This is a genomic window from Microbacterium sp. H83 (assembly GCF_001650405.1).
Classification (GTDB): domain Bacteria; phylum Actinomycetota; class Actinomycetes; order Actinomycetales; family Microbacteriaceae; genus Microbacterium.
The window spans coordinates 1-21599 of sequence record NZ_LWCU01000008.1; the positions used below are offsets into that span (position 1 = coordinate 1).

The window sequence follows — 21599 nt, forward strand, 5'->3', positions numbered from 1 at the left end:
CTGCACACTCGCCCGACCCCCGCGCCCACGGCCCCAGGCCCCGGGCACACTTCCCCGCAGTGAGCCGGAGCCCGCGAGGTCAGCGAGGTCGGCGAGGTCGGCGAGGTCGGCGAGGTCGACGGTGACGACGAGGGTGGGCGCCGCGCCTGCGATCGTGGGCATGCTGTCATGYCGAGCCGCGACYGACAGCGCCATCGCGAGCGCRTCRTGGCGCTTCTGCGCAGCGGTGCGGTCATCGAACACACACCGCGGATCGGAATTGAACGGATCCTCCGCCCCCGCATCACACGCAGAACCCGGACGATCACCACGACCCGGCGGGACATCTGCTCCCGCGTCGGGGGGTTCCGCCTGCCGACGTCGATCGTGGGTGWCGTCGGCGGTCTGAGCGTCGGMAGYGCGCATGTCGTCGTCAGGAGTGCGCGYGTCGTCGTCGGCGGCCGTGAAGCGGACCCCGTCCGGGACCGGCGGGCCATCGCCCTTGGGATTCGTGATCGCGTCGAGGAGCAGCTCGAGCTGAGCCGCGACGTCGGGGGTCAGCCACCCCCTGATCGGGCGGAGACCGTCGCGGATGCGCCCGAGARTGACCCCGCGGCGTCGCTCCGGCTCATTGCCCGGCATCTCGCCGTCGGGGTCCAGGAGCGCCGCGATCATGTCGGCGAGCARTTTCAGCTGTTCCGTGGTCGGCGCCGGGCCGCGGCCGGGTGACTCCGGATCGCGCGCACCGCGGGCTGCGTCGGCGAGGTGCTCGTCGGCGCCGAGGCGTTCGTCGGCGCTGATCCGGTGGGCGATCTTCTCGATCGGCGTCGTCGCGGCCAGCATCCCCGACACGGAGATCACCCCCTCGAGCAGAGCGTCACGCAGCGCCGGCCACCGAGCGGGCAGACGTTCGCCGGACGAGGGGCTGATCTCCCGAAGGACCAAGGGGACGACCTTGCCCAGGCGGGTCGCCCCGGCCACGTCGACGAGCAGCGTGCGCTGCAGGAGCTCGGACTGCGACCGGCACCCGGCCGCATGGGGGAACTCGACAGGATGCCCCGTGGCGAGAGTCTCGACCACGACCGCATCCACCCGACGCCTGACCGCACCCGCCGCCTGCAGGATCTCGACCCGCTCCGCGTCCGACACGCCCGCGAGAGCGTCATCGGAGAGCACCCGATCGAGGTCGGCGACGACCTGACCGAGAAGGACGCGAGGACTGGTGGACATGACCCCAGTCAACCCGCCCCCACCGACATTCCCACCCCCGAATCGAGCAGAAACAGCCCAGATCAGAAGCATATTCCGGCATCCCGCGCGAGCATGCCGGAGTATCACCGACCCAGGCGCGGCGCGCACTGCCGAGCCCCGGGACCCTCACACCGCGAGGAGCACGATCCCGACCGCCACGACCGCCGATGCGGCGATCCGCCACACCGGTCTGCTCTCCTTGAGCACGAACACCCCGAACAGGCTCACCAGCACGACGCTGACCTCCCTCAGCGGAGCGACGAGCGCCACGGGAGCGATCCGGATCGCCGTGAGCACCAGGATGTACGACAGCGGAGAGAGGATGCCGAACGCGACGATGCGCCGCCACTGCGTGCGCCCGAGCGCCCGGACCGCAGCCCAGCGACCACGGAGCCCCACCGTGTAGAAGGGGATCTCGAGGAGCATCGTGCCGACCATGAAGGCGACCGGCGAGAGGCTCCAGGTGCGCACCGCGTTCGCATCCCAGATCGTGTAGATCGCGATGGCGACGCCCGTGAGCAGGCCGAAGACGAGCCCGAGGTCGATCCCCCGCCGACGCCCCTGCGCTCGGCCCCGGTCGACCAGACCGATCGCCACGACACCGACGATGATCGCGGCGACGCCCACCAGCGCGATCGCCGACGGCCTCTCCCCGAGCAGCAGCACCGCGACCAGGACCGACAGGAAGGGACCGGTCCCCCGCGCGGTCGCGTAGACGGTCGACAGGTTGCCCTCTCGATATCCGCGCTGCAGCACCGCCATGTACGCGACGTGCAGCACCGCGGAGACCCCGACTCCGAGGAGGAAGGCGAGCACATCGTCGGTGCCGAGTCCGCCCGTGAACGGGATGACGCCGATCCAGACGACCGTGCCGCCGACCGCGCCCCACCAGAGGAACGGCATGCCCGCCTTGCTCACCCCGTGGGCGATGACGTTCCAGGCGGCGTGCGCGATCGCGGCGGCGATGACGAGACCGAAGGCGAGAGCAGACATGCGGGACCCTTCCATCCGTCGCGGGCGCGACGAACAGGGTCCTCCGGGCTTTTGTCCTGTCAGATGACGGCGCTCCTGCGGAGGAGCACCGTGGCGCCGCTCGGACCAGTCGAGCCGACCCCTCGCGGGAGGGATCGTGCCCCGGAACCCTAGGCGCTATCGGTGTCACCGTAGTCGTCGAACGTGTCCGGCAGGTGAACAGGATGCCGTCGGCGGCGGCGCATCCGCAGTGTCGGACCCCTCCGATTACGATCGAAGGACGCCATCAGGAAGGTCGACCATGCCCGTCACCCCCGACGCTCTCGCCCATGCCGAGGATCTCGCCGACTTCGTCGCCGCCTCCCCCTCGAGCTACCATGCCGCCGCCGAGACGGCGCGCCGCCTCGAGAGCGCCGGGTTCGAGCGCCTCCACGAGGAGAGTGCCTGGGAGATCGGTCCCGGGGGCCGCTACGTCGTGGTGCGCGACGGGGCGACGATCGCGTGGACGATTCCCGACGACGCCACCGCGACCACGCCCGCGCACGTCTTCGGCGCTCACACGGACTCGCCCGGATTCAAGCTCAAGCCGCAGCCGACCACCGGCGGACGGGGCTGGCTGCAGGCCGCCGTCGAGGTCTACGGCGGGCCGCTGCTGAACTCCTGGCTCGACCGGGAGCTCAGCCTCGCGGGACGCCTCGCGCTCTCCGACGGCCGCGTCGTGCTCGCCGACACGGGCGCGCTGCTGCGTCTTCCGCAGCTCGCGGTGCACCTCGATCGCGGCGTCAACACCAACGGCCTCGCGCTCGACAAGCAGAGCGAGACGCAGCCCGTGTGGGGCCTCGGAGAGGCATCCGACGCCGACATCCTCGCCGAGCTCGCCCGGTCGGCCGATGTCCGCGCATCCGACATCCGCGGGTACGACGTCGTGATCGCCGACGCGGCGCGCGGTGCGGTGTTCGGCAAGGACGACGCGTTCTTCGCATCCGGCCGCCTCGACGACCTGGCCTCGGTCCATGCGGGCGTCGTGGCGATCGAGCGCGCCGCCTCCGCGTCGGGAGCGGGGCACCCGATCGCACTCCTCGCCGCCTTCGATCACGAGGAGCTCGGCTCGAACTCGCGCTCCGGCGCCGCAGGCCCCTTCCTCGACGACATCCTCGGCCGCGTCTACGACGCCCTCGGGGCCGACGCCTCGCAGCGCCGTCAGGCGTTCGCCACGTCGTGGTGCCTCTCGAGCGACGTCGGCCACTCCGTGCACCCGAACTACGCGCAGAAGCACGACCCGGTCGTGCAGCCCGTGCTCGGCTCGGGACCGATCCTCAAGCTCAACGCCAACCAGCGGTACGCGACGGATGCCGTCGGCTCCGCCGCCTGGCGCGGCTGGTGCGACACCGCCGACGTCACGACGCAGGAGTTCGTGTCGAACAACAACGTGCCCTGCGGGTCGACCATCGGCCCGATCACGGCCACGCGCCTCGGCATCCGCACGGTCGACGTGGGCATCCCGATCCTGTCGATGCACTCGGCGCGCGAGCTCGCCGGGGTCTCCGACCTGCACGACCTCACGCGCGTCGCAGGAGCGTTCTTCGCCGGCTGAGCGCCGTCGACCGCCCCGATGGGCTCCGCTGGTGCCATCATGAGCAGATGACGGCGAATCAGCTCACCGAGACCCGGGGTGCGCTCATCGAGCGCGCGGGCATCGAGATCATCCCCGAGTCCGAGCGCACGGCGAAGCCGCGCGACCTCTTCTGGCCGTGGTTCGCGGCGAACGTGTCGGTGTTCGGCATGTCGTACGGATCGTTCGTGCTCGGCTTCGGCATCTCGTTCTGGCAGGCGACGATCGTGTCGGTGGTGGGCATCGTGGTGTCGTTCCTGCTGTGCGGTCTCATCGCGATCGCCGGCAAGCGCGGGTCCGCGCCGACCATGGTCCTCTCGCGTGCCGCGTTCGGCGTGCAGGGCCAGAAGGTCCCCGGCATCGTCTCGTGGCTGACGTCGATCGGCTGGGAGACGTTCCTCGCGATCATGGCGGTGCTCGCGACGGCGACCGTGATCTCGCAGCTCGGCGGCGACGGCGACAGCATCGCCCTGAAGATCATCGCGACCGTGATCGTCGCCGCGCTCATCGTCGCGGCCTCGGTTCTCGGCTACCACACGATCATGCGGATGCAGTCGGTGCTCACCTGGATCACCGGCGTCGTGACGGTGCTCTACGTGATCCTCGCGGCGCCGAGCATCGACATCGCCGCTGTGCTCGCGCGCCCGGACGGCGGGCTCGGGCAGGTCGTCGGCGCGCTGGTCATGGTCATGACCGGTTTCGGCCTCGGGTGGATCAACATCGCCGCCGACTGGTCGCGGTACCAGAAGCGCACGGCCTCCGACGGGGCGATCGTGGCCTGGAACACGATCGGCGGATCGGTGGCCCCGGTCATCCTCGTCGTCTTCGGTCTCCTGCTCGCCGGCTCGAACGACGACCTCTTCGCCGCCGTGCAGGCCGACCCCATCGGCGCCCTCGCCACCATCCTTCCCGTATGGGTGCTCGTGCCCTTCCTCCTCACCGCGGTGCTCGCGCTCGTCTCCGGCGCCGTGCTCGGCATCTACTCGTCCGGACTCACGCTGCTGAGCCTCGGCATCCGCATCCCGCGCCCGTCCGCCGCCGCGATCGACGGCGTGATCCTCACCCTCGGCACGATCTACGTCGTGTTCTTCGCGACCGACTTCCTCGGACCGTTCCAGAGCTTCCTCATCACGCTCGGCGTCCCGCTGGCATCCTGGGCCGGCATCCTCATCGCCGACATCCTGCGCCGGAGGAAGGACTACGACGAGGCCGCGCTGTTCGACAGCCGTGGCCGCTACGGCGCGTGGGACTGGATCTCGATCGTCACCATGGTCGTCGCGAGCGTGATCGGATGGGGCTTCGTGCTCAACGGATTCGCGGATGCCGCGCCCTGGAACAACTGGCAGGGCTATCTGCTCTTCCTGGTCGGCGGCGTCGACGGCGACTGGGCCTATGCGAACCTCGGCGTGTTCTTCGCTCTCGTGCTGTCGTTCGCGGTGACCTGGTTCGCCCGGGCGGGGGCGATCCGCCGCCAGGAGCAGACGGCGTGACCGGAACAGCGGCTCGCCAGGACGACGACTCCTGGCTCGTCGTGATCGATCCGCAGACCATCTTCGCCTCCCCCGATTCGGAATGGGGCTCGCCGTTCTTCGCCGACGCCATGCCTCGCATCCGCGCGCTGGCGGAGTCCTTCGGCGACCGCGTGCTGGTGACGCGGTGGACGCCGACGGCCGACCGCTCGACGGCCTGGGGCGACTACTTCGCGGCGTGGCCGTTCGCCGACCGACCGGCGGACGATCCGCTGTACGACCTGGTCCCCGAGGCTGCCGACCTGACGTCGAGACCGACCCTCGATGCGCCGACGTTCGGCAAGTGGGGCGAGATCGAGAAAGTGGTGGGCGCGGGCGCGCACATCGTCCTGACCGGGGTGTCGACCGACTGCTGCGTCATCTCCACGGCGCTGGCCGCAGCGGATGCCGGGGCGCACATCGCGCTCGTCGCCGACGCGTGCGCCGGGTCGACGGCCGAGAACCACGCCGCGGCGATCCAGGTGATGGGCCTCTACCCGCCGCAGATCACGGTCACCGACACCGCGACCGTGCTCGCCGGGCGCTGAGCGCACCGCGGGGTCCGGACCCCGGCACCGGTCAGCCCGCAGCGCGCACCGCGGCCGCGATCTCCGCCGGGGATCCGCGCCACGGCGCACCGTGCCCGGCCAGCACCCACGACGCCGACAGGGCCGACAGCCGGTCGAGCGACGCGAGGGCCTCGTCGGGCTCGTCGGTGAAGGGAGCGGGCTGCGCACCCTCGCGGCCGGTGAGCACGTGCCGCGTGGTCAGCGCATCGCCGACGAACACGGCGTCGACGGCGGGGACGTGCACGGCGATGCTGCCCGGCGAATGCCCCGGCATCCCGATGATCGCCGGCGCGCCCGGCAGCGCGAGCACCTCGCCGTCGACGACCTCAGTGACTTCGCTCACGTATCGCGTGCGCAGCGCGTTCTTGCGGATGCCGTAGGCGAAGAACCCGAGCAGCGGACCGATGCGCGCCGGCCCCATCGGCGACTTCGGCTTCTCCCCCGTGCGAACACGATGCGCGTCGGCTCCGTGGATGAACACCGGCACGCCGGCCTCGACGCGCAGCCGCTCGGCGAAGCCGATGTGGTCGCTGTCGCCGTGGGTGAGCACGAGGCCGCGGATGTCGGTGATCGGCCGCCCGATCTCGGCGAGCGTGCGCTGCAGATCGCTCCAATGCCCCGGCATCCCGGCATCGATCAGCGTGATGCCCTCGGGCAGGTCGATCAGGTAGGAGGCGACGATGTCGTTGCCCAGGCGGTGGAGGTGCGGTGCGAGCTGCATGGCGGATCCTTCGGTTGGTTGCGATGGCTACGTTACGTAGCTATCATGGCTATTGTCAATAGCTATCGCGGTGGATCCCGTCACCGAACGTCAGGAGGCCGGAATGCCGACACCCGAGAGGACGTCCCTCGCCCAGATCGTCGCCGCCGGTCGAGAGATCCTGGAGGTCGCCGGCCCCGGCGGCCTCACGATGCAGGCGGTCGCCGATCGAGTGGGCGTGCGCGCGCCGTCGCTGTACAAGCGGGTCCGTGATCGCGAGGCCCTGCACGCGGCCGTCGCCGGGGCGTCGATCGACGCGCTGAGCATCGGGCTCGAGGCGGCCGGCGACGATCTGACCGCTCTCGGCCACGCCTACCGGTCGTTCGCGCACCGGCATCCGGAGGGCTTCCGGCTCATGTTCACCGCGGCAGCCCCCGACGACGCGCTGCACCGGTCGTCGGAGCACGTGCTCCGCGCCTGCGCGGCCGTCGTGGGGCAGGCCGACGCGCTGGACGCCGCCCGACTCTTCACCGCCTGGGCGACCGGGTTCCTGCAGATGGAGCTCGCCGGCGCCTTCCGGCTCGGCGGCGACGTGGATCAGGCGTTCTCGTACGGGCTCCGCCGGATCATCGCAGGGCTCGCCGCCGAGGCCTGACCCGTCACCAGGCGGAATACTGCCAGGATGATGCGCGGAGAGGGGTTTCCATGACCGCGAGCGCGCACGCCCACGAGCGGGAGCACGAGCACGAGTCGGATCACCCGACGAAGGCTCGCCGTCCGCGGCACCGCCCCTGGCACCGCACCAAGGTCGCGGTCGCCCTGGTGCTGATCGTCGTGGCGATCGTCGCGATCGTCGGCGCGCTCACGCCGTGGCCCTCGGCCATGCTCATCCGCGCGGTCTTCACGAAGGGCGGCGACGAGACCGCTGCCGAGATGGACAGGCACGTGCCCGACACCGAGCTCACCGAGCAGCTCGACGTCGCGTACGCCGACGGTGGTGCGGATACGACGATGGACGTCTTCGCCCCGGCATCCGCCACCGGCCCTCTGCCCACGATCGTCTGGATCCACGGCGGCGCCTGGATCTCGGGGTCGAAGGAGAACGTCGACCCCTATCTGCGCATCCTCGCGGCGGAGGGGTACACGACCATCGGCGTGAACTACACGATCGGTCCGGAGGGCGTGTATCCGCTCGCCGTGAACCAGCTCAACGACGCCCTCGCCTACATCGACGAGAACGCCGACGAGCTCGGCGTCGACCCCGACCGGATCGTGCTGGCGGGCGACTCGGCCGGCGGCCAGCTCGCGAGCCAGATGGCCACGCTCATCACGAGCCCCGAGTACGCCGAGATCATGGGTGTCGAGCCGTCGCTGCAGCCGTCGCAGGTCGTGGCGACGATCCTCAACTGCGGCGTGTACGACCTGGCGGCGCTCGCGCGACTCGACGGCATCGCCGGATGGGGCTTCAAGTCGGCGATGTGGGCGTACTCGGGCACCAAGACCTGGGCCGAGGACTCCACGGGAGCGACCATGTCGACGATCGACTGGGTGACGGCGGACTTCCCCACCACGTACATCTCCGGCGGCAACGGCGATGGCCTCACCTGGCTGCAGTCGATCCCGATGGCTCAGCGGCTGGACGAGCTCGGGGTCGACGTGACGACGCTGTTCTGGCCCGCCCCGCACGAACCCGCACTGCCTCACGAGTACCAGTTCCAACTGGACTCCCCCGACGCGCAGACCGCCCTGGAGGAGACGATCGCGTTCCTCGACGCGCACACGACGAAGTAGTTCGGTCCTACTTCATCGTGTCGAGGATGCCGACGAGGCTCTCGAACGTGGTGAGCGGGTTGAGGATCGCGAAGCGCGTGTTCGGACGGCCGCCGTGCGAGCTCGGCACCACGAAGGCGCGCTGCGAGTCGAGCAGCTCGTCGGACCACCGGTCGTAGTCGGCGCGCTCCCATCCGTCGCGCTCGAACACCACGACCGACAGCTGCGGGTCGCGCACGAGGCGCAGCTCGGGACGCGTGGCGATCTCGTCGGCGATGCGCCGCGTGAGGGCGAGGGTCGCCGACACGGCCTCGCGATACGCGGCGACGCCGTAGGTCGCGAGCGAGAACCACAGCGGCAGGCCGCGCGGTCGACGCGTGAGCTGGATGGAGTAGTCGGACGGGCTGTAGTCCCCGGCGTCGGTGAGGGTGTCGAGGTACTCGGCGTGCTGCGTGTGCGCCCGGCGACCGGTCTCGGGATCGCGGTAGATCAGGGCGCAGCAGTCGAACGGCGCGAACAGCCACTTGTGCGGATCGACGATCACCGAGTCCGCGCGCTCGACCCCGGCGAAGACGCCGCGCGCCTCGGGAGCCAGCATCGCGGTGAGCCCGTACGCGCCGTCGATGTGCAACCAGAAGTCGAACTCGTCCTTGAGGGCGGCGATGCCCGCGATGTCGTCGACGATGCCGAAGTTCGTCGATCCGCCGGTCGCGACGACCGCGCAGATCTCGTCGCCGTGCTCAAGGAGCGCCGCCCGTACGGCATCCGCCCGCAGCACGCCGTCGTCGCCCGCAGGCACGAGCAGAACATCGGCGTCCATGACCTTCGCGGCGGACTTGTTCGACGAGTGCGCCTCGACGCCGCACACGATCTTCCAGCGCGCGGGCGGCGTCGTGCCGGCATTCGCCAGCCGTGCCGCCGCCGCCTCGCGCGCGGCGACGAGCGCCGAGAGGTTGCCGATCGTGCCGCCCTGCACGAACACGCCGCCGGCGCCCTCGGGCAGCCCGAACTCCCCGGCGAGGAAGGACAGCACCTCGTTTTCGGCATGCACCGCGCCCGCGCCCTCGAGCCAGCTGCCGCCGTACAGGCCGGATGCCGAGACGACGAGATCGAACGCGATCGACGCGATCGTCGGCGCGGTCGGGATGAACGAGAGATAGGCGGGGTGGCTGGTCGTCAGGCACGCCGGAGCGAGGATGTGCTCGAACACGCTGAGCGCCCGGTGCGAGCCGAGACCCGCGTCGGTGATCGTCGGCCCCACGAGCCGATCGAGCTCGGCGGGGGTCTGCGGCTTGTCGAGCGGCACATCGGCCGCCAGCATCCGTCGTCGCGAGTAGTCGAGCACGGCGTCGACGATCGCCGACGACTCGGGCGATGCCGCATGCATGCGTTGTGCGCTCATGGGATTCCTCCGCTGTCCGTGGGGGTGAGCCCGGGCGATCGGCCCGGGACGGTGTCGGTCGGTGCGTCCAGCACCGCCGCGAGCGTACGCCGCGCCAGCGCCGCGCGGTCGCGCGGCGCCCATTTCACGAGCGAGTGCGCGCTCATGCCGTCGACCATCGCGAGCAGCATCCACGCGGATGTCCCGGCGTCGACGCGGATGCTCGGGTCGCCGCTGACCGCCCGGGCGATGAGCTCCTCGAGCGCGCTCTGCCACCGGTCCATCTCGGCGCGCACGGCGGCGGCGAGCGCGTCGTTGCGGGCGCCCAGCGCCCATGCCTGCACCCACACCATCGCGACGTCCTCGCGGGAGTCGTCGAGCAGGGTCTCGATGATGCGCAGCAGCCCGTCGGGCAGATCCAGCGCCGGGTCGTGGCCGCCGATGACCTCGTCGCGCTCGGCGGCGACGATCAGCGCGAACACCTCGGCGACGAAGTCGTCCATCACCGGACGGTAGTGCGCGACGAGGGCGGGCGTGACGCCCACGCGCGCGGCGACCGCGCGCACGGTCAGCGCCTCGAGTCCGCTCTCGACGGCCAGCGCGACGGCGCCGTCGAGGATCGATCGCTCGCGCTGCTCCGGGGGCAGCCGACGAGCTGCGGGGGCTCTTGACGGGGTGTGCATCACGGGTTACCGTAGCAGCTGTTGATCAGGTGTTCAATAGCGGATGCCGATCTCGACCCGACAGCGAGGAGACCACGATGGCCTGGCAGATGCCCGCCGAGACCGCACGGCACGACCGCACCTGGATGGCGTTCCCCGCCGAGGGCGTGACCCTGGGCGAGTCGGCGGCCGAGCGCGAGGAGGGCTACGCCACGTGGACCGCCGTCGCCCACGCCGTCGCCGAGTTCGAGCCCGTCTCGATCCTCGTCGACCCGAGCGAGATCACGCGCGCCCGGCGGATGCTGAGCAGCGGCATCGACATCGTCGAGGCGCCCGTGGACGAGTTCTGGATGCGCGACTCCGGCCCGACCTTCGTGCTCGATCCGGAGCGGCCCGGCGTGCTCGGCGCGGTCGACTGGATCTTCAACGGGTGGGGCGCCCCGGCGTGGGCGCAGTGGCAGAAGGCCGCGCAGCACGCCCGCATCATCGCCGGTGCGGTCGGCGCCGAGCTCGTCAGCTCGACGCTCGTCAACGAGGGCGGCGGCATCCACGTCGACGGCGAGGGGACGGTCCTGCTCACCGAGACCGTGCAGCTCGACCCGCGCCGCAACCCCTACGCCGACCGCCAGCGCGTGGAGGCCGAGATGGCGCGCACGATCGGCGCGACGACCGCCGTGTGGCTGCCGCGCGGCCTGACCCGCGACTACGACGAGTTCGGCACGAACGGTCACGTCGACATCGTCGCGACGCTCGTCTCTCCCGGTCGGCTGCTGCTGCACGACCAGCGCGATCCCGCTCATCCCGATCACGCGGTGACGCGCGAGCTGCGCGCGCACCTCGCCGCACAGACGGATGCCGCGGGCCGCCGCTTCGACATCATCGACCTCCCGGCTCCGTCGACGCTCCGCGACGAGGAGGGCTTCGTGGACTGGAGCTACGTCAATCACCTCGTCACCAACGACGGCGTGGTCGCGTGCGGGTTCGGGGACGAGTCGGCGGATGCCGCGGCCCGCGAGATCCTCGCCGACGTCTACCCGGGTCGCCGCGTGGTCACGGTCGACGCCCGACCGCTGTTCGACCGCGGCGGCGGCATCCACTGCATCACGCAGCAGCAGCCGAGCGCGGGGGTGGTGTGATGTTCGACGTCGTGGAGGCCTCGATCGCCGATCTGCGGCGAGCGCTCGACACCGGAGCGACGACCGCCGTCGAGCTCATCGACGCCTACCTGGCCCGCATCGCCGCGTACGACGGCCCCGACACCACGACCGCGCTGAACGCCGTCGTGGTCCGGAATCCCGCAGCGCGGGCCGAGGCGGCGGCATCGGATGCGCGTCGTGCGCGCGGCGAGACGCGGGGGCCGCTCGACGGCATCCCCTACACCGCGAAGGACAGCTACCTCGTGCGCGGCCTCACCGCGGCATCCGGCAGCCCGGCGTTCGCCGACCTCGTGGCGCAGCACGACGCCTTCACGATCGAGCGGCTGCGTGCCGGTGGCGCGATCTGCCTGGGGCTGACGAACATGCCCCCGATGGCCAACGGCGGCATGCAGCGCGGCGTCTACGGTCGCGCCGAGAGTCCGTACAACGCCGACTTCCTCACGGCGCCGTTCGCCTCCGGGTCCTCGAACGGCTCCGGCACCGCGACGGCGGCGAGCTTCGGAGCGTTCGGCCTCGGCGAGGAGACCTGGTCGAGCGGCCGCGGTCCCGCGACGAACAACGCGCTCTGCGCCTACACGCCCTCGCGCGGGGTGATCTCGACGCGCGGCAACTGGCCGCTCGTGCCGACCATGGACGTCGTCGTGCCGCACACTCGCACGATGGCCGACCTCTTCGAGGTGCTCGACGTCATCGTCGCCGACGACGCCGAGACGCGCGGCGACTTCTGGCGGGCGCAGCCGTGGGTGACCGTGCCCGCCGCCTCCGCCGTGCGCCCCGACTCGTACCGCGGGCTCGCCGACGACGGCGCCGCGCTCGCCGGTGCGCGCATCGGCATCCCCCGCATGTACATCAACGCGGACCCCGATGCCGGCACCGCGGAGGATCCGGGAATCGGCGGCCCCACCGGGCAGCGCATCGAGACGCGCGCGTCGGTCGTCGACCGCTGGGAGGCCGCGCGCCGCGACCTCGAGGCGGCCGGAGCCACCGTGGTCGAGGTCGACTTCCCCGTGATCTCGAACTACGAGGGCGACCGACCCGGCGCGCCCACCATCGGGACGCGCGGGCTCGTGACGCCCGAGTATCTCCAGCGCGAGATCGTCGACCTGTCGGCGTGGGCGTGGGAGGACTTCCTGCGGGCGAACGGCGACCCGGCGCTGTCCACGCTGGCCGACGTCGACGGGACGCGGATCTTCCCGCATCCGGAGGGCGCGCTGCCGGATCGCTACACGGGGTTCGACGACGACATCGCAGAGTACCCGGACTGGGTGCGCGTCCACCCCGACGCACGGTTCGAGGACATGCCCGAGCTGCCCGACGGCCTCCGCGGCCTGGAAGAGACCCGGCGCCGCGACCTGGAGGAGTGGATGGACGGACTCGCGCTCGACGCGGTCGTGTTCCCCGCGGTGGCCGACGTGGGTCCGGCCGACATGGACGTGAGCGAGACCTCCGCCGACCTCGGATGGCGCAACGGCACCTGGATCGCGAACGGCAACCTCGCCGTGCGCCACCTCGGCATCCCGACCGTCACCGTGCCGATGGGCCTGATGGCCGACATCGGGATGCCGATCGGCCTGACGTTCGCCGGCCGCGCGTACGACGACACGGCTCTGCTGCGGCTCGCCGCCGCCTTCGAGGCGACCGGGGGTCCGGGAGAGCGCCGCACCGCTCCCCCGCGCACGCCGAGGCTGCGAACCTGACGTGGCAGGACATTTCACGGTTGTGACGCCCGACACGATTGTTATATGTTCGCTGCATGAGCACTGAGACGAACGAGCGCGAGCTCGAGTCCGGCATCGTCACCGACCTGACCGGACGCATGACGTACGGGTCGTACCTCGCCCTCGACCAGCTGCTCTCCGCCCAGCATCCGGTCAGCGAGCCCGAGCACCACGACGAGCTTCTGTTCATCATCCAGCACCAGACGACCGAGCTCTGGCTCAAGCAGCTGCTGCACGAGCTGTCGTCCGCGCGGGAGCTCCTCGCCAGCGACGATCTCCGTGAGGCGCTGAAGCGCGTCGCACGCGTCAAGCGCATCCAGGACGTGATGACCCAGCAGTGGTCGGTGCTCGCGACCCTCACCCCGACGGAGTACGCGCAGTTCCGCGGTGCGCTGGGCAGCTCGTCGGGCTTCCAGTCGGTGCAGTACCGCGCGGTGGAGTTCGCGCTGGGCAACAAGAACGAGAAGATGCTCGGCGTCTTCCGCGATCACCCGGCGAACCTCGCGCTGCTGACCGCCGAATGGGAGAAGCCCACCCTGTACGACGAGTTCCTCCGGTACGCGTCGCGCCGCGGCCTCCCGGTGCCGGCCGAGATCCTCGACCGCGATGTGCGGCAGCCGTACCGCGAGACCCCCGAGCTCGTGCCCGCGATCCGCGAGATCTATCAGAACCACCAGGAGCACTGGGACCTGTACGAGGCATGCGAGGACCTCGTCGACCTCGAGGACAACTTCCAGTTCTGGCGATTCCGCCATCTCAAGACCGTCGCCCGCACGATCGGGATGAAGGTCGGCACCGGGGGCTCCAGCGGCGTCGGCTTCCTCCAGCGGGCGCTCGACCTCACGTTCTTCCCCGAGCTCTACACCGTGCGCACGGAGATCGGCGGCTGATGCTCGCCGCGACGTTCTTCGACGGCGAAGGATGGCGGGACGCCGTGCTCGACACGACGGACGAGCGCCCGACGCTGCGAGACGCCTGGACCACGCCCGGGATGCCGCGGCTCGACGGCGTGCTCGTCGGCGGATTCACCGACCACCACGTGCACCTGCAGCTGGTCGACCACGAGGACCTCGCCGCGTCCGCGCTGGGGCGCGTGGTCGACCTCGGGGCGGACCCCTCGGCCATCGCCGCCCTCGCCGCTGCGGGCGGGGTCGTCGTCGAGTACGCGGGCGCCTTCCTCACCCCGGTGGGCGGATACCCGTCGGATCGAGACTGGGCTCCCGACGGGTCGTTCCGCGAGATCGCGGACGCCACGGACGTCGAGCGCGCGGTGCGCGAGATGGCGGATGCCGGAGCATCCTGCATCAAGGTCGCGAGCAACAGCAGCGCCGGACCGGTCTTCGACGACGCCCTCCTCGGCACGATCGTCGGAGCCGCCCACGCACTCGGGCTGCCGGTCGTCGCGCACGCCGAGGGCCGGGGCGAGGCGCAGCGAGTCGCGCGTCTGGGTGCCGACCTGCTCGCCCACGCGCCGTTCACCGAGCGGCTCACCGACGCCGAGATCGCCGAGCAGGCCGCCTCCGTCTCGTGGATCTCGACGCTCGCGATCCACGGCGGCGCCGATCTCCACGTCGCACTCGACAACGTCCGCCGCTTCCACGCGGCCGGCGGCACCGTGCTCTACGGCACCGACATGGGCAACGGTCCGACCCCGGTGGGGCTGAATCCGCAGGAGCTCGCCGCCCTGCGCGACGCCGGGGTCACCGGCGTCGATCTGCTGCGCGCCCTCGCGCCGCACGACCCGCGAGAGTCCCGATCCCGCCTCCTGCTCCTCCCCGGGGTCGACGCCGACCCCGCGCTCGCCCGCCCTCTCACCCGCGCCGACCTGAAGGCCTGACATGACGACTGACGCCGTTTCCCGCACCGCCGGCTCCTCCGACGACTCCCTGCTCGACCTCGCCCGCGCCCTCGACGCCGCCGACCCGCTCGCCGTCCACCTCGACGCGTTCGCCGAGGCGCCGGGGGTCGGCGCCTACCTCGACGGCAACTCGCTGGGACGCCCGGTGCGCGACGTGCCGGAGAGGCTCGCGTCGTTCGCCCGCGAGGACTGGGGCACGCGCCTCATCCGGTCGTGGGACGAGCAGTGGATGGCGCTGCCGATGGAGCTCGGCGACCGCATCGGTCGCGTGGCCCTGGGAGCGGCCCCCGGTCAGACCGTGGTCGCGGACTCGACGAGCGTGCTCATCTACAAGCTCATGCGGGCGGCGCTCGCCGGGCCGGCAACAGGCCGGACGGAGCTCGTGATCGAGACCGGCAACTTCCCGACCGACCGGTTCCTCGCCGAGGGCGTCGCCGCCGAGACCGGCGCGACGATCCGCTGGCTCGAACCCGACCCGGTGCACGGGGTGCAGGTCGCCGACGTCGCCGCCGTCGTCTCGGAGCGCACGGCCCTCGTGTCCCTCAGCCACGTCGACTACCGGTCCGGCGCGCTGGCGGACATGCGCGGCATCACGGCGATCGTCCACGATGCGGGGGCGCTGATGATGTGGGACCTCTGCCACTCGGCGGGCGTCGTGCCGATGCAGCTCGACGCGTGGGGCGTCGACATGGCCGTCGGGTGCACGTACAAGTACCTGAACGGGGGTCCGGGCTCCCCCGCGTTCGCGTATCTGCGCAGCGCGCATCAGGGCGTGCTGCGCCAGCCCATCCAGGGGTGGTGGAGCGCGGCGGACATCTTCGCGATGGGGCCGGAGTACGTCCCCGCCGGCGACATCCGCCAGCTGCTCAGCGGCACCCCGCCCGTGACGTCGATGCTCGCGATGCAGGCGATGCTCGACCTCCTCGAGGAGGCCACCGTCGACGCGGTGCGCGACAAGTCGCTGAGTCTCACCGACCTCGCGGTGCGCGCATCCGACGAGGTGCTGGCGCCGCTCGGCGTGCGCCTCCTGAGCCCGCGCGACGGCGCCGTCCGCGGCGGCCACGTGACGATCGGGCATCCCGACTTCCGGGCCGTGACGCAGACGCTCTGGGCGGCGGGCATCATCCCGGACTTCCGCTTTCCCGACGGGATCCGCCTCGGCCTCTCCCCGCTGAGCACCTCGCACGTCGAGACGGTCACCGGCGTTCTGGCGGTGCGCGACGCCCTGGAGTCGCATGTCGGCTGAGCCCGTCGCCCCCGCCGCGGGAGCGGTGCTCGACGACATCGACGCGCGCCCTGGCAGCACGGCCTCCCTCCTGCGCACCCTCGTCGGCCTGTACCTGCGACCGCTCGGCGGGTGGATCTCGGCCGCCGACCTCGTCGCCCTCGCCGGCGATCTCGGCATCCCCGCGGCACAGGCTCGCACGGGCATCACCCGCCTCAAGCAGAAGGGTCTGCTGCTCGCCGCGCGCGAGCGTGCGATCGGCTATCGGCTCAACCCGGATGCCGTCGCCATGCTCGAGCGGGGCGACCGGCGCATCTTCACGATGCGGCAGATGACGGACGCCGACGCGTGGTGCCTCATCTCGTTCTCGGTACCAGAGAGCGCCCGCAGCATCCGCCACCAGCTCCGCCGTCGCCTGCAGTGGATCGGCGCGGGCGTCGTGTCCCCCGCGCTGTGGATCTGCCCCGGCCATCTGCAGGGCGAGGTCGAGGACATCCTCGACGAGCTCGGCATCCGCGCTGCCGCGACCCTCTTCCAGGCGGGGACCCCGGTGACGTCCGCGCCCCTGCCCGAGGCCGCGGCGACCTGGTGGGACCTCGATGCGCTCCGCGCGGAGCACGAGGCGTTCCAGCGCTCCGTCGGCGCCCTCCCCGCCGAGCCCTTCGCGGCCTACGTGCACCTCATGGACCGGTGGCGGGTGCTTCCCTACGTCGACCCGGGGCTGCCGCCGTCGATGCTCCCGACCGACTGGCCGGGAGCGCACAGCCTGTCGGAGTTCTCGCGGCTCTCCGCCGCCCTCGAGGGTGCCGCCTGGCAGCGCGTGCGCGATCTCACGGGGTCGACGGCGATGCGCTCGGAGCCGGAGCCGTCGTCGCGCGCGCAATGAGCCGCGTCGGCAGGATCACGTGCATCTCGTCGAGCTCGCGACCGGTGAGCAGCGTGAACACCATGTCCGCCGCGACGGCTCCGAGCCGGCGCATGGGCTGCTGGATCGTGGTCAGAGGGAGGGCGCGACGCGTCGCCTCCGGCACGTCGTCGAACCCGATCACCGACAGGTCGTCCGGCACGCGCAGGCCGAGTCCCTGCGCGACGTCGATCACGGCGATCGCCGACAGGTCGTTGGCGGCGAAGACGGCGGTCGGGCGTGACGCGCTCGCGAGCATGACGCGCGCGGACTCCCGCGTCGTCTCCAGGTCGTAGCGGCCGACGCCGATGAGCGCGGGGTCGAGCGGGATGCCGGCATCGGCGAGCGCCCTGCGGTAGCCGGCGTCGCGGAGTCCGGCCGAGCGGAGGTCCGGACGTCCGGCGAGGAACCCGATGCGCCGATGGCCGAGCTCGATGAGGTGGCGGGTCGCGGCGAGCGCCCCGCCGAAGCTGTCGGACTCGACCGTGGGGAGGTCGGCCCGCCCGGTGTGCGGATCGACGGCGACGACGGGGATCTCGGTGGCCGCGCTCACCACGGTCGGGGTGACCATGATCGCGGCGTCGATGAGCGTGCCGGAGAGCCTGCTCAGCGAGCGCCGCTCCCATCCGTCTCCGGCTCCCTGGTGCGAGCCCGCGTAGGCGAGCAGGTCGAAGGCCGAGTCGTGCATCGCGGCGCCGACGCCTTTGAGGATCTCGGCGCTGAACGGCTCGAAATCGGCGAGGAGCACGCCGATCACCCCGGTCCGCCGCGCACGCATGCTGCTGGCCACGAGGCTCGACTCGTATCCCAGCTCGCGCACGGTGTCGAGCACGCGCCGCACCGTGGCATCCGCGATCCCGTACCGCCCGTTGACGGCCTTGGAGACGGTCGACACCGAGACGCCTGCCGCCTTCGCGACGTCGTGGATCGTCGTGCGTGCGCCCATGAGACGTCAGCGTAGCGCGGCCGAAACCGCCATGGAAACTGTTTTCGAAAACGTTTGACGATAGCCGCGGTCGACTGGAGACTGCATCCACCGCGGTCTCGCCCGAGCGCTGCGGGCGCCCGCATCGTCGCGGTGCGCGACTCGATGAGGAGAACGATCACATGAACAGCAGAAGGCTCCCGCTCGCCTCCGCGGCCGTCCTGGCCGTCGGGGCCCTCGCACTCTCCGGCTGCACCGCCGGCGACTCCGGCTCCGGCGACGGCGCGACCAGCATGACTCTCTGGCACAACTCCACCACCGGCCCCGGCGTCGAGTTCTGGGAGCAGACGGTCGCCGACTTCGAGGAGGAGAATCCCGGAGTCACGATCGAGATCCAGTCGATCCAGAACGAGGACCTCGACGGCAAGCTGCAGACAGCGCTCAACTCCGGCGACGCCCCCGACATCTTCCTGCAGCGCGGCGGCGGCAAGATGGCCGCGATGGTCAAGGCCGGGCAGCTCAAGGACCTCACCGACGAGATCAGCGGAGCGGCGGCGGACGAGATCCCGGATGCCGCGTACTCGGCCAACAGTCTCGACGAGAAGATCTACGCGATGCCCGTGGCGGTGCTGCCCGGCGGCCTCTTCTACAGCCAGGACCTCTTCGACCAGGCGGGGATCACCGAGAACCCCACGACGCTCGACGAGCTCGAGACCGCCGCCGAGGCGCTGAAGACCGCCGGGATCGACCCGATCGCGCTCGGCGCCAAGGACGCCTGGCCCGCGGCCCACTGGTACTACTGGCTCGCACTGCGCGAGTGCAGCTCCGACACCCTCGCCGCCGCGGCCGACGAGATGGACTTCAGCGACGAATGCTGGGTCCGCGCGGGCGAGGACCTGCAGGCGTTCGCCGAGACGGAGCCGTTCAACGCCGGCTTCCTCACCACCTCCGCGCAGCAGGGCGCCGGCAGCTCGGCCGGCCTCATCGCCAACCACCAGGCCGGCATGGAGCTCATGGGCGCGTGGAACCCCGGGGTCATCGGGTCGCTCACTCCCGATCAGCAGCCCCTCGCCGACCTCGGCTGGTTCCCCTTCCCCGAGATCGACGGCGGCGACGGAGAGCCGGGATCGATGATGGGCGGCGTCGACGGCTACTCGTGCGCGGTCGACGCTCCCGACGCGTGCGTCGACTTCCTCAACTACCTGGGCACCTCCGACGTCCAGACCGCCTACTACCGGGCGTTCAACGCTCCCCCGGTCAACACCGTCGCCCAGGAGGCGGTGACCGAGCCGTACCTGCAGGCGATCCTCGAGGCGTACAACGCCGCTCCGTACGCGACGCAGTGGCTCGACACGGTCTACGGACAGAACGTCGGCAATGCGCTGAACGTCGCCGTCGTCGACCTGCTCGCCGGGAACAGCTCGGCGGAGGACCTCGTCAAGGCTGTCCAGGATGCCGCGGCGAAGGCGTGACACGGGCGCCCGGCTGGAAGTGATCCTTCTGGCCGGGCCCGCCCTGCTCGTCTTCCTCGCGTTCGTGATCTTCCCGGTGCTGATGGCGGCCTACTACGGCTTCTTCAGCTGGCAGGGCTACGGCCCGCCCACGGAGTTCGTCGGGCTGAAGAACTACCTCACGATCCTGCAGGACCCGCTCTTCCACGACGCGCTCGCGCACAACGGGGTCGTCCTCGTCCTGTCGCTCGTGCTGCAGGGACCGATCGCGATCCTGCTCGCGCTCCTCCTCAACCGGAGGATGCGCGGGCAGTCGCTGATCCGCGTGCTGATCTTCGTGCCGTACGTGATCTCGGAGGTGGTGGTCGGCACGGGATGGAGCCTGATGCTCCAGACCACCGGCGCGCTCAACGCCCTGCTGACCGATCTCGGACTGGGGTCCCTCGCCACCGACTGGCTGTCGGACCCCGGCATCGCGATCTGGACCCTGATGGCCATCATCACGTGGAAGTACGTCGGCTTCGCCGTCATCCTCTTCCTCGCCGGCCTCCAGGGGATCCCCGAGGAGCTCCACGAGGCGGCATCGATCGACGGCGCGTCCTACTGGCAGATCCAGTGGCGCATCACCCTCCCGCTGCTCGCGCCCACGCTACGCATCTGGGCCTTCCTGTCGATCATCGGCTCACTGCAGCTCTTCGATCTCGTCTACATCATCTGGGGGCAGTACATCGCCTCCACCGCCGGCACGTCGACCATGGCGACCTACATGGTCTCCGAGGGCCGCAATGCCGGCAACTACGGCTACGGCAACGCGGTCGCCGTCGTGCTCTTCGTCATCTCGCTCGTCGTCGCGCTGATCTACCAGCGAGCCGTGCTCCGCAAGGACACCGAGGGCGCGCTCACCGGAGCGTCCGGGCGTCCCCGTGCCCGTCGTCCGCGGGGTGCGGGCAGCGGCACGCCGTCGGCGCCGATCGACACCGCGCAGGAGCAGGCCGCATCCGCCGCCCTCGAGAAGGAGTCCGTCCGATGACCGCCACCTCGCTGCTGGTGACCCAGCGCCCGAGCCGCGCGGGCCGCCGCGCGGCCAGGCCCCCGCTGCCGTGGGCGAACCCGGCCGTCTACGTCGTCGCGGCGATCGCGGTCGCACTCATGCTCGCGCCGATCGCGTACATCATCATCGGCGGATTCCGCACCAACGCGCAGATCACGACCGATCCGGCCGGCTTCCCGCAGCCGTGGGTGACGTCGAACTACCTCGACGTGCTGTCCGGCGACGTCTTCTGGCGACTCGTGGGCAACTCCGCTCTCGTCGCCCTCGCCACGACCGTCGGCGTCGTCGCTCTCGGCCTCATGGCCGCGTACGTGCTGGCGCGCTACCGGTTCGCGGGCCGCGGAGTGCTCTACGCGTTCTTCGCCGCGGGCCTGATGTTCCCGCTGACGGTCGCGATCACGCCGCTGTACATCGTGGTGCGCAGCCTCGGGCTGATGAACTCCCTCGGCGGCGTCATCCTGCCGCAGATCGCGTTCGCCCTGCCCACCACGATCATCATCCTCGTGCCCTTCCTGCGCGCGATCCCCGACGAGATCCAGGAGGCCGCGTTCATCGACGGATGCAGCCGTCTGGGCTTCTTCTGGCGGATGGTGCTGCCGCTCTCGCTGCCCGGAGTCATCACGACCGGCATCCTGGCGTTCATCGGCAGCTGGAACGGCTACCTGCTGCCGCTGTTCATCCTCAACGACGCGTCGGTGTTCACACTGCCGCTCGGGGTGCAGTCGTTCGCCTCGCAGTACTCCGTCGACACGGCGAAGGTGCTCGCCTTCACGTCGCTGTCGATGATCCCCGCGCTGATCTTCTTCAGCCTGTTCGAACGACGCATCGTCGGCGGGCTCACCGGGGCGGTGAAGGGATGACGTCCCCCGCCGCCGCCCGCTCGACGCCTTTCCCGAAAGAGGTCAC

General features: G+C 71.1%; 20 protein-coding genes. 14 read left to right on the plus strand and 6 right to left on the minus strand.

Translation table 11 applies throughout. From position 1 onward, the window contains the following. Both A4X16_RS04320 and A4X16_RS04325 read right to left on the minus strand, forming a co-directional pair. Positions 1-1209, minus strand: a 1209-nt coding sequence (locus A4X16_RS04320) for a DUF222 domain-containing protein (protein WP_082914263.1), incomplete at its 3' end; no start/stop codon positions are given. Between the two features lie 147 nt (positions 1210-1356). Then, the gene (locus A4X16_RS04325) at positions 1357-2223 is read right to left on the minus strand and encodes an EamA family transporter (RefSeq protein ID WP_067116925.1); all 867 of its coding nucleotides are present in this window, start codon (positions 2221-2223) and stop codon (positions 1357-1359) included. 280 nt (positions 2224-2503) lie between these two features. Between A4X16_RS04325 and A4X16_RS04330 the strand changes: the two genes are divergently transcribed. Genes A4X16_RS04330 through A4X16_RS04340 form a run of 3 tightly spaced genes read left to right on the plus strand, consistent with a single transcriptional unit; the run spans position 2504 to position 5870 of the window. After that, the gene (locus A4X16_RS04330; protein ID WP_067116928.1) at positions 2504-3796 is read left to right on the plus strand and encodes a M18 family aminopeptidase; all 1293 of its coding nucleotides are present in this window, start codon (positions 2504-2506) and stop codon (positions 3794-3796) included. Between the two features lie 47 nt (positions 3797-3843). Further along, positions 3844-5304 (plus strand): purine-cytosine permease family protein, encoded by a 1461-nt coding sequence (locus A4X16_RS04335; RefSeq protein WP_067116931.1) that lies wholly within the window; start codon positions 3844-3846, stop codon positions 5302-5304. Beyond that, entirely contained in the window at positions 5301-5870 is a 570-nt protein-coding gene (locus A4X16_RS04340) for a cysteine hydrolase family protein (protein ID WP_067116934.1), read from the plus strand. Before A4X16_RS04335 ends, A4X16_RS04340 begins: the two co-directional genes overlap by 4 nt. A gap of 31 nt (positions 5871-5901) precedes the next feature. Here A4X16_RS04340 and A4X16_RS04345 read toward each other — a convergent pair whose 3' ends face one another. Beyond that, positions 5902-6612 carry an MBL fold metallo-hydrolase gene (locus A4X16_RS04345; protein WP_067116938.1) on the minus strand — a complete coding sequence of 237 codons (711 nt, stop codon included), beginning with the start codon at positions 6610-6612 and terminating at the stop codon, positions 5902-5904. 103 nt (positions 6613-6715) lie between these two features. On the opposite strand from A4X16_RS04345, the gene A4X16_RS04350 reads away from it, so the two are divergent. Together A4X16_RS04350 and A4X16_RS04355 are read left to right on the plus strand one after the other, a co-directional pair. Continuing rightward, complete coding sequence (locus A4X16_RS04350; protein WP_067116940.1) at positions 6716-7246, plus strand: TetR/AcrR family transcriptional regulator; 531 nt, start codon at positions 6716-6718, stop codon at positions 7244-7246. Between the two features lie 50 nt (positions 7247-7296). After that, a complete protein-coding gene (locus A4X16_RS04355; RefSeq protein ID WP_067116943.1) occupies positions 7297-8382 on the plus strand; it encodes an alpha/beta hydrolase in 1086 nt (361 codons plus the stop codon). Between the two features lie 7 nt (positions 8383-8389). On the opposite strand, the gene A4X16_RS04360 is transcribed toward A4X16_RS04355, so the two are convergent. After that, positions 8390-9763: a pyridoxal phosphate-dependent decarboxylase family protein gene (locus tag A4X16_RS04360; RefSeq protein ID WP_067116946.1), complete on the minus strand. Its 1374-nt coding sequence runs from the start codon at positions 9761-9763 to the stop codon at positions 8390-8392. Continuing rightward, on the minus strand, positions 9760-10425 hold the full coding sequence (locus tag A4X16_RS04365; protein ID WP_067116954.1) for a TetR/AcrR family transcriptional regulator: 666 nt from the start codon (positions 10423-10425) through the stop codon (positions 9760-9762). Before A4X16_RS04365 ends, A4X16_RS04360 begins: the two co-directional genes overlap by 4 nt. A 77-nt stretch (positions 10426-10502) precedes the next feature. Here A4X16_RS04365 and A4X16_RS04370 point away from each other — a divergent pair, with 77 nt between their 5' ends. The 6 genes from A4X16_RS04370 to A4X16_RS04395 are packed head-to-tail and all read left to right on the plus strand — an operon-like array spanning position 10503 to position 17248. Then, the gene (locus A4X16_RS04370) at positions 10503-11540 is read left to right on the plus strand and encodes an agmatine deiminase family protein (protein WP_067116957.1); all 1038 of its coding nucleotides are present in this window, start codon (positions 10503-10505) and stop codon (positions 11538-11540) included. Continuing rightward, positions 11540-13258, plus strand: a complete 1719-nt coding sequence (locus A4X16_RS04375; protein WP_067116960.1) for an amidase — start codon at positions 11540-11542, stop codon at positions 13256-13258. The genes A4X16_RS04370 and A4X16_RS04375 overlap by 1 nt, the downstream gene beginning before the upstream one ends. A 56-nt stretch (positions 13259-13314) precedes the next feature. Beyond that, positions 13315-14169, plus strand: a complete 855-nt coding sequence (locus tag A4X16_RS04380; protein ID WP_067116963.1) for a tryptophan 2,3-dioxygenase — start codon at positions 13315-13317, stop codon at positions 14167-14169. Beyond that, entirely contained in the window at positions 14169-15116 is a 948-nt protein-coding gene (locus A4X16_RS04385) for an amidohydrolase family protein (RefSeq protein ID WP_231880267.1), read from the plus strand. The genes A4X16_RS04380 and A4X16_RS04385 overlap by 1 nt, the downstream gene beginning before the upstream one ends. A gap of 1 nt (position 15117) precedes the next feature. After that, positions 15118-16383 carry a kynureninase gene (locus tag A4X16_RS04390; RefSeq protein WP_067116966.1) on the plus strand — a complete coding sequence of 422 codons (1266 nt, stop codon included), beginning with the start codon at positions 15118-15120 and terminating at the stop codon, positions 16381-16383. Next, entirely contained in the window at positions 16373-17248 is an 876-nt protein-coding gene (locus A4X16_RS04395) for a PaaX family transcriptional regulator (RefSeq protein WP_067116969.1), read from the plus strand. The genes A4X16_RS04390 and A4X16_RS04395 overlap by 11 nt, the downstream gene beginning before the upstream one ends. Here the strand turns inward: A4X16_RS04395 and A4X16_RS04400 are convergent. Continuing rightward, positions 17193-18212 (minus strand): LacI family DNA-binding transcriptional regulator, encoded by a 1020-nt coding sequence (locus A4X16_RS04400; RefSeq protein WP_067116972.1) that lies wholly within the window; start codon positions 18210-18212, stop codon positions 17193-17195. The two genes, A4X16_RS04395 and A4X16_RS04400, sit on opposite strands and share 56 nt — an antisense overlap. 161 nt (positions 18213-18373) lie before the next feature. Between A4X16_RS04400 and A4X16_RS04405 the strand changes: the two genes are divergently transcribed. From A4X16_RS04405 to A4X16_RS04415, 3 genes are read left to right on the plus strand one after another with little or no spacing between them, the layout of a single operon-like run. After that, positions 18374-19663 (plus strand): extracellular solute-binding protein, encoded by a 1290-nt coding sequence (locus A4X16_RS04405; protein ID WP_067116976.1) that lies wholly within the window; start codon positions 18374-18376, stop codon positions 19661-19663. Further along, on the plus strand, positions 19644-20672 hold the full coding sequence (locus A4X16_RS04410) for a carbohydrate ABC transporter permease (RefSeq protein ID WP_231880268.1): 1029 nt from the start codon (positions 19644-19646) through the stop codon (positions 20670-20672). The genes A4X16_RS04405 and A4X16_RS04410 overlap by 20 nt, the downstream gene beginning before the upstream one ends. Further along, positions 20669-21553 carry a carbohydrate ABC transporter permease gene (locus tag A4X16_RS04415; protein WP_067116979.1) on the plus strand — a complete coding sequence of 295 codons (885 nt, stop codon included), beginning with the start codon at positions 20669-20671 and terminating at the stop codon, positions 21551-21553. Before A4X16_RS04410 ends, A4X16_RS04415 begins: the two co-directional genes overlap by 4 nt. Positions 21554-21599 lie beyond the last annotated feature (46 nt).

Coding starts and splice junctions, on each gene's coding strand:
- A4X16_RS04365 (WP_067116954.1), bottom strand. CDS start 10,425: ATGCACACCCCGTCAAGAGCCCCCGCAGCTCGTCGGCTGCCCCCGGAG.
- A4X16_RS04385 (WP_231880267.1), top strand. CDS start 14,169: ATGCTCGCCGCGACGTTCTTCGACGGCGAAGGATGGCGGGACGCCGTG.
- A4X16_RS04350 (WP_067116940.1), top strand. CDS start 6,716: ATGCCGACACCCGAGAGGACGTCCCTCGCCCAGATCGTCGCCGCCGGT.
- A4X16_RS04415 (WP_067116979.1), top strand. CDS start 20,669: ATGACCGCCACCTCGCTGCTGGTGACCCAGCGCCCGAGCCGCGCGGGC.
- A4X16_RS04405 (WP_067116976.1), top strand. CDS start 18,374: ATGAACAGCAGAAGGCTCCCGCTCGCCTCCGCGGCCGTCCTGGCCGTC.
- A4X16_RS04375 (WP_067116960.1), top strand. CDS start 11,540: ATGTTCGACGTCGTGGAGGCCTCGATCGCCGATCTGCGGCGAGCGCTC.
- A4X16_RS04345 (WP_067116938.1), bottom strand. CDS start 6,612: ATGCAGCTCGCACCGCACCTCCACCGCCTGGGCAACGACATCGTCGCC.
- A4X16_RS04370 (WP_067116957.1), top strand. CDS start 10,503: ATGGCCTGGCAGATGCCCGCCGAGACCGCACGGCACGACCGCACCTGG.
- A4X16_RS04380 (WP_067116963.1), top strand. CDS start 13,315: ATGAGCACTGAGACGAACGAGCGCGAGCTCGAGTCCGGCATCGTCACC.
- A4X16_RS04355 (WP_067116943.1), top strand. CDS start 7,297: ATGACCGCGAGCGCGCACGCCCACGAGCGGGAGCACGAGCACGAGTCG.
- A4X16_RS04410 (WP_231880268.1), top strand. CDS start 19,644: ATGCCGCGGCGAAGGCGTGACACGGGCGCCCGGCTGGAAGTGATCCTT.
- A4X16_RS04335 (WP_067116931.1), top strand. CDS start 3,844: ATGACGGCGAATCAGCTCACCGAGACCCGGGGTGCGCTCATCGAGCGC.
- A4X16_RS04395 (WP_067116969.1), top strand. CDS start 16,373: ATGTCGGCTGAGCCCGTCGCCCCCGCCGCGGGAGCGGTGCTCGACGAC.
- A4X16_RS04325 (WP_067116925.1), bottom strand. CDS start 2,223: ATGTCTGCTCTCGCCTTCGGTCTCGTCATCGCCGCCGCGATCGCGCAC.
- A4X16_RS04330 (WP_067116928.1), top strand. CDS start 2,504: ATGCCCGTCACCCCCGACGCTCTCGCCCATGCCGAGGATCTCGCCGAC.
- A4X16_RS04390 (WP_067116966.1), top strand. CDS start 15,118: ATGACGACTGACGCCGTTTCCCGCACCGCCGGCTCCTCCGACGACTCC.
- A4X16_RS04400 (WP_067116972.1), bottom strand. CDS start 18,212: ATGGGCGCACGCACGACGATCCACGACGTCGCGAAGGCGGCAGGCGTC.
- A4X16_RS04360 (WP_067116946.1), bottom strand. CDS start 9,763: ATGAGCGCACAACGCATGCATGCGGCATCGCCCGAGTCGTCGGCGATC.